Origin of the sequence: Mesorhizobium sp. BR1-1-3, assembly GCF_020165455.1 — a bacterium.
GTDB lineage: Bacteria > Pseudomonadota > Alphaproteobacteria > Rhizobiales > Rhizobiaceae > Mesorhizobium > Mesorhizobium ciceri.
In genome coordinates, this window is record NZ_JAIUIC010000001.1 from 237,990 (window position 1) to 251,801 (window position 13,812).

The 13,812-nt window shown below is 62.9% G+C and carries 11 protein-coding genes; 7 read left to right on the forward strand and 4 right to left on the reverse strand.

Features of this window, described 5'->3' with window-relative positions; all coding sequences use genetic code 11:
• Positions 1–24: 24 nt before the first annotated feature.
• Complete coding sequence (locus tag LB559_RS01150) at positions 25–1,353, forward strand: DNA polymerase IV (RefSeq protein WP_224672882.1); 1,329 nt, start codon at positions 25–27, stop codon at positions 1,351–1,353.
• Here the strand turns inward: LB559_RS01150 and LB559_RS01155 are convergent.
• On the reverse strand, positions 1,350–1,856 hold the full coding sequence (locus LB559_RS01155; RefSeq protein WP_024503586.1) for a hypothetical protein: 507 nt from the start codon (positions 1,854–1,856) through the stop codon (positions 1,350–1,352). The genes LB559_RS01150 and LB559_RS01155 overlap by 4 nt on opposite strands.
• A gap of 198 nt (positions 1,857–2,054) precedes the next feature.
• Here LB559_RS01155 and LB559_RS01160 point away from each other — a divergent pair, with 198 nt between their 5' ends.
• A complete protein-coding gene (locus LB559_RS01160) occupies positions 2,055–2,936 on the forward strand; it encodes a DMT family transporter (RefSeq protein WP_063173666.1) in 882 nt (293 codons plus the stop codon).
• 12 nt (positions 2,937–2,948) lie between these two features.
• On the opposite strand, the gene LB559_RS01165 is transcribed toward LB559_RS01160, so the two are convergent.
• The 3 genes from LB559_RS01165 to LB559_RS01175 form a co-directional block, all read right to left on the reverse strand.
• Positions 2,949–3,752, reverse strand: a complete 804-nt coding sequence (locus LB559_RS01165) for a potassium channel family protein (protein WP_063167892.1) — start codon at positions 3,750–3,752, stop codon at positions 2,949–2,951.
• A 67-nt stretch (positions 3,753–3,819) separates the two neighbouring features.
• The gene (gene dnaE, locus LB559_RS01170; protein ID WP_224672883.1) at positions 3,820–7,347 is read right to left on the reverse strand and encodes a DNA polymerase III subunit alpha; all 3,528 of its coding nucleotides are present in this window, start codon (positions 7,345–7,347) and stop codon (positions 3,820–3,822) included.
• 107 nt (positions 7,348–7,454) lie between these two features.
• Positions 7,455–9,467 (reverse strand): acetyl/propionyl/methylcrotonyl-CoA carboxylase subunit alpha, encoded by a 2,013-nt coding sequence (locus LB559_RS01175; RefSeq protein ID WP_013531942.1) that lies wholly within the window; start codon positions 9,465–9,467, stop codon positions 7,455–7,457.
• A 198-nt stretch (positions 9,468–9,665) separates the two neighbouring features.
• Between LB559_RS01175 and LB559_RS01180 the strand changes: the two genes are divergently transcribed.
• The 5 genes from LB559_RS01180 (at position 9,666) to LB559_RS01200 (ending at position 13,806) form a co-directional block, all read left to right on the forward strand.
• Entirely contained in the window at positions 9,666–10,793 is a 1,128-nt protein-coding gene (locus tag LB559_RS01180) for an S-(hydroxymethyl)glutathione dehydrogenase/class III alcohol dehydrogenase (RefSeq protein WP_063172038.1), read from the forward strand.
• Between the two features lie 69 nt (positions 10,794–10,862).
• The gene (locus tag LB559_RS01185; RefSeq protein WP_224672884.1) at positions 10,863–11,333 is read left to right on the forward strand and encodes a YaiI/YqxD family protein; all 471 of its coding nucleotides are present in this window, start codon (positions 10,863–10,865) and stop codon (positions 11,331–11,333) included.
• Positions 11,334–11,356: 23 nt separating this feature from the next.
• Complete coding sequence (locus LB559_RS01190) at positions 11,357–12,034, forward strand: DUF1345 domain-containing protein (RefSeq protein WP_013531945.1); 678 nt, start codon at positions 11,357–11,359, stop codon at positions 12,032–12,034.
• A 97-nt stretch (positions 12,035–12,131) separates the two neighbouring features.
• Positions 12,132–13,013: a cytochrome b/b6 domain-containing protein gene (locus tag LB559_RS01195; protein ID WP_224672885.1), complete on the forward strand. Its 882-nt coding sequence runs from the start codon at positions 12,132–12,134 to the stop codon at positions 13,011–13,013.
• A 1-nt stretch (position 13,014) separates the two neighbouring features.
• Entirely contained in the window at positions 13,015–13,806 is a 792-nt protein-coding gene (locus LB559_RS01200; protein ID WP_024505336.1) for a molybdopterin-binding protein, read from the forward strand.
• The last annotated feature ends 6 nt before the right edge of the window (positions 13,807–13,812 follow it).

Sequence of the window (13,812 nt, forward strand, 5' to 3'; positions counted from 1 at the left end):
CGTACCATTGCTTCTGTTCTCTTTATGTTCGCAGCGATGGCGGCCTCTGTCAACAATCCCGATCACGGTTTTTGCCGCGACTGCCTGATGCTTCAGCGCAGCCAGACGCGCCGCTGCGAGCGCTGCGGCAGCCCCCGGCTTGCGCGTCATCCCGAGCTTTACCGGCTGCATCTGGCCCATATCGATTGCGACGCCTTCTATGCGGCAATCGAAAAGCGCGACAATCCGGCGCTCAAGGACAAACCGTTGATCATCGGCGGCGGCAAGCGCGGCGTCGTCTCCACCGCATGCTACATCGCCCGCATCCAGGGCGTGCGCTCGGCCATGCCGATGTTCAAGGCGCTCGAAGCCTGCCCGGAGGCGGTGGTCATCGGCCCCAACATGGAAAAATACGTCCGCGTCGGCCGCGAAGTGCGCGCCATGATGCAGGCGCTGACGCCGCTGGTCGAGCCACTGTCGATCGACGAGGCGTTTCTCGACCTCGCCGGCACCGAACGGCTGCACGGCCTGCCACCCGCTGTGGTGCTGGCGCGCTTTGCGCTGGCGGTCGAGAAGGAGATCGGCATCACCGTTTCGGCCGGCCTGTCCTACTGCAAGTTCCTCGCCAAGATAGCGTCGGACTTCCGTAAACCGCGCGGCTTCTCGGTCATCGGCGAAGCCGAGGCGGTCGGCTTCCTGGCGGCGCAGCCGGTGACCATGATCTGGGGTGTCGGCAAGGCGTTCAACGCAACGCTGGAGCGTGACGGCATCCGCACCATCGGCCAGCTGCAGCAGATGGATCGCGGCGACCTCATGCGCCGCTATGGCACGATGGGCGACCGGCTCTACCACCTTTCGCGCGGCGAGGATGTCCGCCGCGTCGATCCCGATCAGGACGCCAAGAGCGTATCGGCCGAAACCACCTTCGACACCGACATCGCGTCGCTGGAGGAACTGATCGCGGTTCTCAGGGGTCTTTCGGAAAAGGTTTCGGCACGGCTGAAAAAGTCAGGCATTGCCGGGCGCACCGTGGTGCTGAAACTGAAGAGCCAGGATTTCAAGCTGCGCACGCGCAATCGCCAGCTCGGCGACCCGACCCGGCTCGCCGACCGCATCTTTCAGACTGGGGTGGAGCTTCTGCGCAAGGAAACCGACGGCACGAAGTATCGGCTGCTCGGCATCGGCGTCAGCGACCTCTCGGACGACGACAAGGCCGACCCGCCCGATCTGGTCGACATCCAGTCGCGCAAGCGCGCCATGGCCGAAGGCGCCATCGATGCCTTGCGCGACAAGTTCGGCCGCAAGGCGGTGGAAACCGGCTACACATTCGGCAAGGGCCGCGATGCCCATCCGCCGGAGCCGCTCGAGGATTAGGTGCGCTGCAAGTCTATCCTGCTCGTCACCACGCTCTTGCCGGTTTTCGGGTCGGTGTCGATGACGGTCAGCCGCATGCCGTTCTCGCCGCGTTTCTCGACCTTCATCTGCGCCCTTCGGTCGCCATTGACCTCCTTGGCCCAGCGAATGCCCAGGTTGATCGCATTGCCCGAACGGCTGCCGTTGAGTTGCGCCGGTCCCGTGCGAGAGCCAACATAGGTGCCGCTGTATTTGGCACCTGTAACTTTCAGATTGGCGCTGATGGCCCGCGACACCACAATGAGACCGCGGCAATTTCCATCCAGCGATAGCGAGGTTGAGGTCGCATTCGACTTGAAGCTGCACGATACGCTGACGTTCGGAGCATCCGTGGTTACCTGGACAGTGCCCTTGCCGGCGAAATTGCCCTTGAACGACTGGAGAAATTGGGTCTCGTCGGCGTGTGCTGCGCCTGCCGCAACCAATAGACCGCCGGTAAGCGCGAATTGCGCGAAGGATCTCATCGAAGCTCTCCTTGTCGTTTTCGAAAAAAGACGGGGCGGTCCACGAGCACGGCTGACCATCGGGACTCAACGCCACCTACCGTTTCAGGTTCCGCCCGCCACATGACTGTTTTACAACATCGGGCCAGTCGCGACTGGCCCAGAAGAATGCCTTGGCTAGCGGTTGCGGCAGAGGTGCTGGCCTGCGACATAGCGCGAATGGCACCCACCCCCTCGATCCCCAAGGCCGCGTTCTGGATGGCGCTGTCTATCGCCTCGTTCCTTGGCATGACGGTCGCCGGCCGGGCCACGACAGCGGAGCTCAACGTCTTCCAAGTGCTGGAGTTGCGCTCCGTGATCGGCTTCTTCATCCTGCTGCCGCTGGTGATGATGAGTGGCGGCTTTCAAGCCATGCGCACGCAGCGCCCGGTTGCCCATATCGCCCGCAACGTCATCCATTACACGGGCCAAGCGGCATGGCTCTACGCCCTCACCTTGATTCCGCTGGCCGTGTTGATCTCGATCGAATTCACCACTCCGATCTGGACAGCTATCCTGGCGGTGATCTTTCTGGGCGAAAGGCTGAACCGGCCCAAGTTGGCAGCGATCGGGCTGGGGCTGATCGGCGTGGTGATCATCGTGCGCCCCGGTGTCGGCTCGGTCGATCCTGGACATCTGGTCGTGCTGGGCGCCGCGGCATGCTTCGGCATCTCGGTGGTCACCGTCAAGTCGCTGACCCGGACGGACAGCGTCGTACGCATCATCTGCTGGATGCTGATTGTCCAGTCGGTGGTCGGTCTCATCCCGGCGCTCTATACGTGGCGCAACCCGCCACTGGAGCTATGGCCATGGATCGTGCTGATCGCCTTCACCGGCATGTCGTCGCATTTCTGTATGGCCCGAGCGCTTGGCTATGCCGACGCGACCATCGTCTCGCCGATGGATTTTCTACGCGTGCCGCTATCGGCACTGATCGGCTGGCTGCTCTATAGCGAGCAGATCGACGCCTTCACCGCCGGCGGCGCGCTGCTGATCCTGATGGGCAATCTGCTCAATCTGCAGCGCAGGCAGATAAAGCCGGCCGAAGTGGCGGCGTCGTAGTCCCGCCGGCCGTCAGTTCCCTTCGTCGGGTATGTTGAGAAGATGGCCGCAGGCCTTGCAATGCACGGCGTCCGGCTCGTGCCGCCGCAAGCCGCACTGCGGACAGGGAAACAACACCTTGGCTGGCCGGAAGATCGCCTGAGCCAGTCTGACAAACAGCGATATGCCGATGATCATGGTGACGATTGCCGTCAGCTTGCCGGCCATGCCCGGCAGCACGATGTCGCCGAAGCCGGTCGTCGTCACCGTGGCGACAGTGAAATAAAGCGCGTCGATATAGTTTTCCAGACCGGCGCCAGTGCGAAAGAAGAACGTGTAGACGAAGCCGGTGATGACGAACAGGAAGGTCAAAAGGTTGATGACCGCGTGGCTGGCCTCTCGCCACGGCCGCAGTCCTCGCATCTCGAAATGCCGCCAGAGCGAACCGCTGCGTGACAGCGACCACAGCCGCAGGATGCGCAGGAAGGCGAGATTGGCGAACGCCGTTGGCATCAGCAGCGTCAAGAGGATGAAGACATCGACCCACGACGTCGGCTGCTTCATCAGCCGCAGCATGTTCTTGGAGGCAAGCAGGCGGGCAGCGAGGTCCGCGGCAACCAGCGCGGCCGCCGAATAGTCGAGCCAGAGGAATGACGGCTTGTCCTGGAGAACCGGCGTCGCGATGAAGAAGGCGATGATGGCGAGGTCGATGACGACGGCCACCAGTTGGAACCGGAAAGCGGCCGGCGTGCGCCCATGATAAAGCCTGCGCAGCCGGTCACGCAGCCGCGCCAAGGCTGAAACCGCCTGCGACCCATTCCTCTGCGCCGGCTTCATGCTGACTGCGCCGGCGTTGGCGGCAGCGACCGCCCGGCTGATTGCCGCGCGCCGAAAAGAGCGGGGGTCACACCAATTCCACTTCGACCACGCCCGGCACCGCGCGCATCGCCGAGGCGATCTGCGGCGAGATACGGTAGCGGTTCGGCAGCTCTATCTCGATTTCACCCTCGCCTTCTTCCTTGATCAGCACGAAACTGACCTGGCCTTCGCCCCTGACGGTCAGTTGGCCGGCCAGCGTGTTGATCGGCGTGGCGTTGCGCACGAAGATACGCAGCGCCTTCTGGATGCGACTTGCCTCATCCTCCAGCGACTGCACTGAGTTGATGCGCAGATTGACGCCTTCCGGCCTGTCCTCGGCCGCAACGGTGATGACGACGGAGCGGCCGGCCTCGAGCAGGTCGCGATACTGTGCCAGTCCTTCCGAAAACAGCACGGCTTCGTACTGGCCTGACGTATCCGAAAAGGCGATGACGCCCATCTTGTTGCCGGTGCGCGTCTTGCGTTCCTGCTTGGATGTCACCGTGCCGGCCAGGCGGCCGGCGGCGGCACCGCGTTTGACGGCCGCCGAGAACTCGGCCCACGTTTGCACCCGCATCTTCTGCAGGGCCGCCTTGTACTCGTCGAGCGGGTGGGCCGAGAGGTAGAAGCCGACCACCTGGAATTCACGGTGCAGCCGGTCGGCGGCGAGCCACGGCTCTGTCGCCGGCAGATTGAGTGCCTGCGACTGGGCGCCGAGCGAGGCGCCGAAGATGTCGTGCTGTCCGGAAACCGCGTTCTGCTGCGCCAGCGACGCCAGCCCCATCATGCGTTCCACGCCCGCCATCATCGACGCGCGGTCGTGGCCGAAGCAGTCGAGCGCGCCGGCCATGATCAGGCTTTCGAAGACGCGCTTGCCGACGATCTTGGGATCGACCCGCTCGCAGAAATCGGCGAGGCTCTTGAACGGCTTTTCGCCACGCTGGGCAACGATGTGCTCGACCGCCGCGTCGCCGACGCCCTTGAGCGCTGCCAGCGAATAATAGATGCGGTTCTCACCGACCTCGAAGGGGCGAAAGCTCGATGTCACCGACGGCGCCAGCACCTCGATGCCGAGGCGCAGCGCGTCCTGGCGGAAATCGGCGAGCTTGTCGGTGTTGCCCATGTCGAGCGTCATCGACGCCGCCAGGAACTCGACCGGATAATGCGCCTTGAGATAGGCGGTCTGGTATGAAACCACCGCATAGGCGGCGGCATGCGATTTGTTGAAACCATAGTCGGCGAACTTGGCCAGCAGGTCGAAAATGAAGTCGGCTTGCGGCTTGCCGACGCCACGCTCGACCGCGCCGGAGACGAAGCGCTCGCGCTGCTTGTCCATCTCGGCGCGAATCTTCTTGCCCATGGCGCGGCGCAGCAGATCGGCTTCGCCGAGCGAGTAGCCGGACAGCTCCTGCGCGATCTGCATCACCTGTTCCTGGTAGACGATGACGCCTTGCGTCTCCTTCACCAGATGGTCGATCTTGGGATGGATCGAGGCCATCTCCTCCTCGCCATGCTTGCGGGCGTTGTAGGTCGGGATGTTTTCCATCGGGCCGGGTCGATACAGTGCGACCAGCGCGATGATGTCCTCGATGCAGTCGGGCCGCATGCCGATCAGCGCCTTGCGCATGCCGGCACTTTCCACCTGGAACACGCCGACCACTTCGCCGCGCGACAGCATGGCGTAGGTCTCGGGATCGTCGAGCGGGATGGTTGCCAGGTCGATCTCGATGCCGCGCCGGCGGATCAGCTTCACCGCCGTCTCCAGCACGGTCAGCGTCTTCAGGCCGAGGAAGTCGAACTTCACCAGTCCGGCCTGCTCGACATATTTCATGTTGAACTGGGTGACGGGCATGTCCGAGCGCGGATCGCGGTACATCGGCACCAGCTCCGAGAGCGGCCGGTCGCCGATGACGATGCCGGCGGCGTGCGTCGAGGCATGGCGGTAGAGGCCTTCCAGCTTCTGCGCCATGTCGAGCAGCGTCTGGACGATCGGCTCCCTCTCGGCCTCTTCGGCAAAGCGCGGCTCGTTGGCGATGGCGTCGGCGAGCTTGACCGGATTGGCCGGATTCTGCGGCACCATCTTGGAGAGCTTGTCGACCTGGCCATAGGGCATTTGCAGGACGCGGCCGACGTCGCGCAGCACGGCGCGCGCCTGCAGCGTACCGAAGGTGATGATCTGGCCGACCTGGTCGCGGCCGTATTTCTGCTGGACGTAGCGGATGACCTCCTCGCGCCGATCCTGACAGAAGTCGATGTCGAAGTCGGGCATCGACACGCGGTCGGGATTGAGAAAGCGCTCGAACAGCAGCGAGAAGCGCAGCGGATCAATGTCGGTGATGGTGGTCGAATAGGCGACCAGCGAGCCTGCGCCCGAACCGCGGCCAGGCCCGACCGGAATGCCTTGCGCCTTGGCCCATTTGATGAAGTCGGCAACGATCAGGAAGTAGCCGGGAAACTTCATCTTGGTGATAATGCCAAGCTCGAAGTTCAACCGCTCGCGGTATTGCTCGACCGTATAGCCCGCGGTCGGGCCATGCATGGCAAGGCGCGCGTCGAGCCCCTCATGGGCCTGGCGGGCCAGTTCGTCGGCTTCCGCCTGCACGGCGGCGTCATTGTCGGCGACATCGCCGCCCGTGAAGCGCGGCAGGATTGGATTGCGGTTCTTCGGGTAATAGGAGCAGCGCAGCGCGATCTCGACAGTGTTGTCGATCGCCTCCGGCAGGTCGGCAAAGAGCCTTGCCATATCGGCCTGGCTGCGCAGGAAATTGTCGGGCGACAGCCGGCGGCGGTTGTCGGCGGCAACGACCGATCCCTCGGCAATGGCAATCAGCGCGTCATGTGCGTCATAGTCGTCGCGAGAGGAAAAGAACGCCTCGTTGGTGGCGACCAGCGGCAGTTCATGGGCATAGGCCAGATCGATCGAGGATTTTTCGATCACGCGATCATAACCGGAAACCCGATCAAGCTCGACATAGAGCCGGTCGCCGAACATCTCCTTGAGAGTCAGAAGCCGGGCTTCGGCCAGATCGCGGCGATCTTCCTTGAGCGCGGTGCCGATCGGTCCGCGCGGTCCGCCGCTGAGGCAGATCAACCCGTCACAATAGCCTTCCATCATTTCCGTGGTCAGGTGCACGGCTTCGCCCGGCGGCGTTTCGAGGTAGACGCGGCTGACCAGCCTGACCAGATTGGAATAGCCCGCCTCGGTCGCGGCAAGCAGAACGACCGGCCGCATATCGGGACCTTGCCGTCTGCGGTCGCGCTGGCCATCGCTGTTTTCGCCGGAAAAGGCGAGCGCCGTCTGGCAGCCGATGATCGGCTGGATGCCGTCCTTCACCGCCTTCTGCGCGAATTCGAGCGCGCCAAACAGGTTGTTGGTGTCGGTAACGGCGATGGCCGGGGCTTCGTCCTTGACCGCATGAGCCACCACCTTGCCGATCTGCAAGGCGCCTTCCAGCAGCGAATAGGCCGAATGCACGCGCAAATGGACGAAGGGCCGCGCCGGGGCCTCCGGCCGCGCCGCAGCAATCGCCGCTTCTCGCTTCAAGGGATCGCGGGGGAGTTTTTCGTCGGCCATGGTGCTGCGTGAAGGTCCTTGAGTCGATGGAGATGTATTGTCCGGGACCGCGCGATGCCAGTCCAGCACAAACCACTGCTGATCACCGGCTGCCTGCCCGGCTAGCCCTAAGCAAACTCCATGATCACGGCGTCGACAGCCAGGCTGTCGCCAGGCTTGGCGTTGAGTTTGGAGACGACAAGGTCGCGTTCGGCACGCAGCACGTTTTCCATCTTCATCGCTTCGACCACAGCCAATGTCTCGCCTGCCTTGACCTCCTGGCCTTCGGCAACGGCAATCGACACGACAAGGCCGGGCATCGGGCAAAGCAGCAGCTTCGACGTGTCCGGCGCCACCTTTTCGGGCATCAGCCTTTCCAGTTCGGCGGTGCGCGGCAGCATGGCGCGCGCGGTCACCGACATGCCTTTCCAGGCGATGCGAAAGCCATTGGCGACCGGCCTGACCTGAGCCGTAACCTTGCGCTTGCCGACCGTACCGCGCCAGACCAGATCGCCCGGCCGCCAGTCGGATGCAACGGTCAGCGCCTTGCCGCCCGCGATCGACAGATCGACTTCCATCGGAATGGAAATCATGCCCTCGATGATGGACGCCGACAGATAGTCATCATCGATCTTCACGACCCAGTCGCGCTTCAGCGCTCCCGAATGCGGCGCCAGGCGCCCGCCCAGCCGGTCAAGCCGATCACGTCGCAGCAGTTCCACTGCGGTCGCGATCGACGCCAGCACCGCTTTCTCGTCGTCGTTCGGCACGACCGGCGCGAAACCGTCGGGATATTCCTCCGATATGAAAGCGGTCGATATCCGCCCTTCCCGCCAACGCTGATGCTGCATCAAGGCAGCCAGGAACGGAATGTTGTGCTCGATTCCGTCGACGACGAAGCTGTCGAGCGCTTCCGACATGGCATCGATGGCTTCCAGACGCGTCGGCGCCCAGGTGCACAGCTTGGCGAGCATCGGATCGTAGAACATCGAGATTTCGGAGCCTTCGGTGACGCCGGTGTCGTTGCGGATGACGACATCGCCGAATTGTCCTTCCTCCGGCGGCCGGTAGCGCGTCAGCCGGCCGATCGAAGGCAGGAAATTGCGGTAAGGGTCTTCGGCATAGAGCCGGCTTTCCACCGCCCAGCCGTTCAGCTCGATGTCGCTTTGCTTCAGGCCAAGCTTTTCGCCGGCGGCGACGCGGATCATCTGCTCGACCAGATCGATGCCGGTGATGAGCTCCGTCACCGGGTGCTCGACCTGCAATCGTGTATTCATTTCAAGGAAATAGAAGTTCTTGTCCTTGTCGACGATGAATTCGACCGTGCCGGCGCTCTGGTAGTCGACGGCCTTGGCCAGCGCCACAGACTGCTCGCCCATGGCCTTGCGTGTCGCGGCGTCCAGGAATGGCGACGGCGCCTCTTCGGCGACCTTCTGGTTGCGTCGCTGGATCGAGCATTCGCGCTCGCCGAGATAGAGCGCGTTGCCATGCGCGTCGGCCAGCACCTGGATTTCGATGTGGCGCGGATCGACGACGAATTTCTCGATGAAGAGACGATCGTCGCCGAACGAACTCTTGGCTTCCGAGCGCGCGCGGTCGAAGCCATCGCGCACTTCGGCTTCGCTCCAGGCGATGCGCATGCCCTTGCCGCCGCCGCCGGCCGAAGCCTTGATCATCACGGGATAACCGATTTCGCCGGCGATCTTTTCGGCATGATCGGCATTCTCGATGACGCCGAGCCAGCCGGGCACGGTGGAAACCTTGGCGGCGTTGGCGAACTTCTTCGATTCGATCTTGTCACCCATCGCCTTGATCGCCTTGGGCTTCGGGCCGATGAAAATGATGCCTTCCGCTTCCAGCGCCTCACAGAAGGCCGCCCGCTCGGACAGGAACCCGTAGCCGGGGTGCACGGCCTGGGCTCCCGTCTCCTTGCACGCGGCGATGATCTTTTCAGGGACGAGATAGCTCAGCGCGGCTGGCGAAGGCCCGATATGCACCGCCTCGTCGGCCATCTCGACATGCACGGCGTCGCGATCGGCATCGGAATAGACCGCGACCGTGGCAATGCCCATCTTGCGCGCCGTCTTGATGACGCGGCAGGCAATTTCGCCGCGATTGGCGATCAGGATCTTGGTGAACATGCGAAATGTCATCCCTCGGGTCGGCCGTTCCTTTTATGGCCTGTGCTTGCAGGGTCAAGCCGACCATGCAATTCACTGCCTTTCAATCGACTTGCGATTCCAATTCATCGCTGTGGCCCAGTCGCGGAGCCAGCTGCCAGTTGATCGTGTCGGCAAAACCTGAAACCTTGGAAAAAAATTCGCATTGGAGGACGCCTGATGAAAACCCGCGCCGCTGTCGCTGTTGCCGCCGGAAAGCCGCTGGAGATCATGGAGGTCGACCTCGAGGGCCCGCGCGAGGGCGAAGTGCTGGTCGAGATCAAGGCGACAGGCATTTGCCACACCGACGAATTCACACTGTCGGGCGCCGATCCGGAAGGTCTGTTTCCGGCCATCCTCGGCCATGAGGGTGCCGGCGTCGTCGTCGATGTCGGCAAGGGTGTCACCTCGCTCAAGAAGGGCGACCACGTCATCCCGCTCTATACGCCCGAATGCCGCCAGTGCCCGTCCTGCCTGTCGAGAAAGACGAACCTCTGCACGGCGATCCGCGCCACGCAGGGCCAGGGCCTCATGCCCGATGGTTCGTCGCGCTTCTCGATCGGCAAGGACAAGATCTTTCACTATATGGGCTGCTCGACCTTCTCCAACTTCACCGTGCTGCCCGAGATCGCACTGGCCAAGGTCAATCCGGACGCGCCCTTCGACAAGATCTGCTACATCGGCTGCGGCGTCACCACCGGCATCGGTGCTGTGATCAACACCGCCAAGGTCGAGATCGGCGCCACCGCGGTCGTCTTCGGCCTCGGCGGCATCGGCCTCAATGTCATCCAGGGCCTGAAACTTGCCGGCGCCGACATGATCATCGGCGTCGATTTGAACAACGACAAGAAGGAGTGGGGCGAGCGCTTCGGCATGACGCATTTCGTCAATCCGAAGGAGATCGACGGCGATGTCGTGCCCTACCTCGTCAACATGACCAAGCGTGGCGCCGACCAGATCGGCGGCGCCGACTACACATTCGACTGCACGGGCAGCACCAAGGTCATGCGTCAGGCGCTGGAAGCCTCGCATCGCGGCTGGGGCAAGTCGGTGGTCATCGGCGTTGCCGGCGCCGGCCAGGAGATCTCGACGCGGCCGTTCCAGCTGGTCACCGGCCGCACCTGGATGGGCACCGCCTTCGGCGGCGCGCGCGGCCGCACCGATGTGCCGAAGATCGTCGACTGGTACATGGACGGCAAGATCCAGATCGACCCGATGATCACCCACACGCTCAAGCTCGAGGACATCAACAAGGGTTTCGATCTCATGCATGAGGGCAAATCGATCAGAAGCGTCGTGGTTTACTGAGGAAGCTCACAGGCCGCGGTCCAACCGGCGCGCGGCCTCCGTGGTTCACAATGGGAGGAGAAAAGAAACATGAGCGAACTCCCCGCCATTCTCGTCGATGCAGATGCCTGCCCGGTCAAGGCCGAGGTCGAAAAAGTGGCCAACCGGCATGGCGTCCTTGTCACCTACGTCTCCAATGGCGGCCTGCGGCCGTCGCGCGATCCGATGGTCCGCAATGTCGTGGTCTCCAAGGGCGCTGATGCCGCCGACGACTGGATCGTCGACAATGCACGCACCAACGACATTGTGATCACCGCTGACATTCCGCTGGCCGCCCGCGCGGTGGCGCTTGGCGCCCATGTGCTTGGGCCAACCGGACGTCCCTTCACGCCGGAAACGATCGGCATGGCGGTGGCGATGCGCGACCTGAAGCAGCATCTGCGCGAGACCGGCGAAAGCAAGGGCTACAATGCCAGCTTCGCGCCGCAGGACCGGTCGCGGTTTCTGGGCGAACTCGATCGCATCTTGCGGCGTGCCATGAAATCGGCCACACCGGATTAGCGCTATCCAGGGCTGGAACCACCATGGCCGCCGAAGCTCCGATAGACAAACCCATGCAGCGCCACATGCTGTTTGCTGTGTCTGCCTGCTTCGGCGTCTTTGCGCTTCTGGTGGCGTTGCTGCTGCACGCTCCGCTTGCCTATTCGATCGGCGCCAACGCGTTCTTTGCCGCCTATGTCATTCTCGTCGTCGCCCAGATGCCGAAGTTCACCGGCAGGTATCTGAGCAAGAATGCGCGCGCCACCGACCAGCCGGTGCTGGTCATCTTCGCCGTGACGCTTGTCGTCGTCGGCGTTGCCGTTGTCGCATTGTTCCTGCTGATCAATCAGAAGGACAGAAGCCATCCCATCGAGCTCTTCTTCGCGCTGCTGTCGATCCCGCTCGGCTGGTTCACCATCCATGCCATGGCAGCGCTCCATTATGCCCATGTCTACTGGATGGATGGCGATGCGATGGATGCCGAGACCAGGAAGAAAATCCCGGTCGGCGGACTGCTGTTTCCGGGCGACAAACGGCCGGAGGGTTGGGACTTCCTCTATTTCTCGACGGTGATCGGCATGACGGCGCAGACCGCCGACACCAACATCTCGACGACGCATATGCGTCGTGTCGTGCTTGTCCACTCGATCCTGTCGTTTTTCTTCAACACGGTCATCGTCGCCGCTGCCGTCAATCTCGCCGTCAGCCTGGGCGGTCCGTAATAAATCCGTGATCGGATGAAACATCGGTTTGGATCGCGACGTATCAGGAGGACAATGAGCGCGCAGGCCATGCCGCGAGGCCGGGAGACGAAACACGATGGAATCCGTTGCCAGAAGCCAATCCGCCGCCGATCCAGGCGCTTCGGCGTCGAACGACAAAACGCTGATTTACCGGCAGTCGCGCTGGACGCGGCTGACGCATTGGCTGTGGGCCATCTCGCTGTTCTTCATGCTGCTCTCAGGCCTGCAGATCTTCAATGCCCGTCCGCAGCTCTATATCGGCAAGCAATCGGGCTTCGATTACAACAACACCATCTTCGCCATCGGCGCCGAGAACTCCGATGCGGGTCCGCGCGGCTACACGGAGATCTTCGGCAAACGCTTCAACACCACTGGGGTGCTCGGCTGGTCGGGTCCGGCCGGCCAGGAGACGTCCCGCGCCTTCCCGTCCTGGGCGACCATCCCGTCCTACTATGATCTCGGCACTGCGCGCGTCATCCATTTCTTCTTTGCCTGGATACTCACCACGACGTTGATCGTCTGGCTGGTCGCCAGCATCGTCAACGGTCACATCCGCCGCGATCTCGCGCCACGCCTCGACGATTTGAAGCGGTTGCCGCAAGACATCGTCGACCACGCCAAGCTCAAATTCCACCACACGCGCGAATACAACACGTTGCAGAAGATGGCCTATGGCGGCGTGCTGTTCGTGCTGTTGCCGCTGATGATCATCACCGGTCTGGCGATGTCGCCAAGCATGAACTCGGTGCTGCCTTTCCTCAACGATCTGCTCGGTGGCCGGCAGACGGCACGCACCATCCATTTCACCGTCATGGTGCTGCTGGTCGCCTTCTTCGTCGTCCATATCCTGATGATCCTGGCCGCCGGCCCGATCAACGAGCTGCGCTCGATCATCACCGGCTGGTACCGCACCGATCCTCCCGCACAGGACGACAATACAGCCGAGAGGAGTGCCTGATATGGCGAAGTTTGAGATCAGCCGCCGCAAATTCCTGACCGCTGCCGGCCTTGGCGCTTCCGGTATCATGCTGTCGGGCTGCGACGCTTTCGACAGCCAGCTAAGCGTCGGCAGCGGCCTGCGCAGTTTCCTCGAAAACGCCAATGGCCTGACCTACCGCGCACAGCGCCTGCTGGCCGGACGCGACGCGCTGGCGCCGGAATTCACCGAGGCCGATATCCGCCAGCCGCAGCGGCCGAACGGCGTCACCGCTCCCGATGACGACGTCTACAAGGGCCTGCTCGCCAACAATTTCGCCGACTGGCGTCTGGAAGTGACGGGTCTTGTCGAAAAGCCGCTGTCGCTCAGCCGCGAGCAGCTCCAGAACATGCCAAGCCGCACCCAGATCACCCGCCATGACTGCGTCGAAGGCTGGAGCTGCATAGCCAAATGGACCGGCACGCCGCTGTCGCTGGTGCTGGACCAGGCGGTGGTCAAACCGCAGGCGCGCTATGTCATGTTCCATTGCCTCGACACGATCGACCGCAGCCTGTCGGGCGACATCAAATATTACGGCACCATCGACCTCATCGATGCCCGTCACCCGCAGACGATCCTCGCCTACGGCCTGAACGGCAAGCCGCTGCCGGTCGAGAACGGCGCGCCGCTGCGGGTTCGCGTCGAGCGCCAGCTCGGCTACAAGATGCCGAAATATCTCTACAAGATCGAACTGGTCGACGGCTTTGCCGATGTCGGCGGTGGCAGGGGCGGCTATTGGGAAGACAATGGCTATGACTGGTACGGCGGGATCTGAGCTGCA

Bases quoted from the DNA above. Each gene is read 5' to 3' on its own strand.
- LB559_RS01150 (WP_224672882.1), top strand. From the start codon at position 25: ATGTTCGCAGCGATGGCGGCCTCTGTCAACAATCCCGATCACGGTTTT.
- LB559_RS01155 (WP_024503586.1), bottom strand. From the start codon at position 1,856: ATGAGATCCTTCGCGCAATTCGCGCTTACCGGCGGTCTATTGGTTGCG.
- LB559_RS01160 (WP_063173666.1), top strand. From the start codon at position 2,055: ATGGCACCCACCCCCTCGATCCCCAAGGCCGCGTTCTGGATGGCGCTG.
- LB559_RS01165 (WP_063167892.1), bottom strand. From the start codon at position 3,752: ATGAAGCCGGCGCAGAGGAATGGGTCGCAGGCGGTTTCAGCCTTGGCG.
- dnaE (WP_224672883.1), bottom strand. From the start codon at position 7,347: ATGGCCGACGAAAAACTCCCCCGCGATCCCTTGAAGCGAGAAGCGGCG.
- LB559_RS01175 (WP_013531942.1), bottom strand. From the start codon at position 9,467: ATGTTCACCAAGATCCTGATCGCCAATCGCGGCGAAATTGCCTGCCGC.
- LB559_RS01180 (WP_063172038.1), top strand. From the start codon at position 9,666: ATGAAAACCCGCGCCGCTGTCGCTGTTGCCGCCGGAAAGCCGCTGGAG.
- LB559_RS01185 (WP_224672884.1), top strand. From the start codon at position 10,863: ATGAGCGAACTCCCCGCCATTCTCGTCGATGCAGATGCCTGCCCGGTC.
- LB559_RS01190 (WP_013531945.1), top strand. From the start codon at position 11,357: ATGGCCGCCGAAGCTCCGATAGACAAACCCATGCAGCGCCACATGCTG.
- LB559_RS01195 (WP_224672885.1), top strand. From the start codon at position 12,132: ATGGAATCCGTTGCCAGAAGCCAATCCGCCGCCGATCCAGGCGCTTCG.
- LB559_RS01200 (WP_024505336.1), top strand. From the start codon at position 13,015: ATGGCGAAGTTTGAGATCAGCCGCCGCAAATTCCTGACCGCTGCCGGC.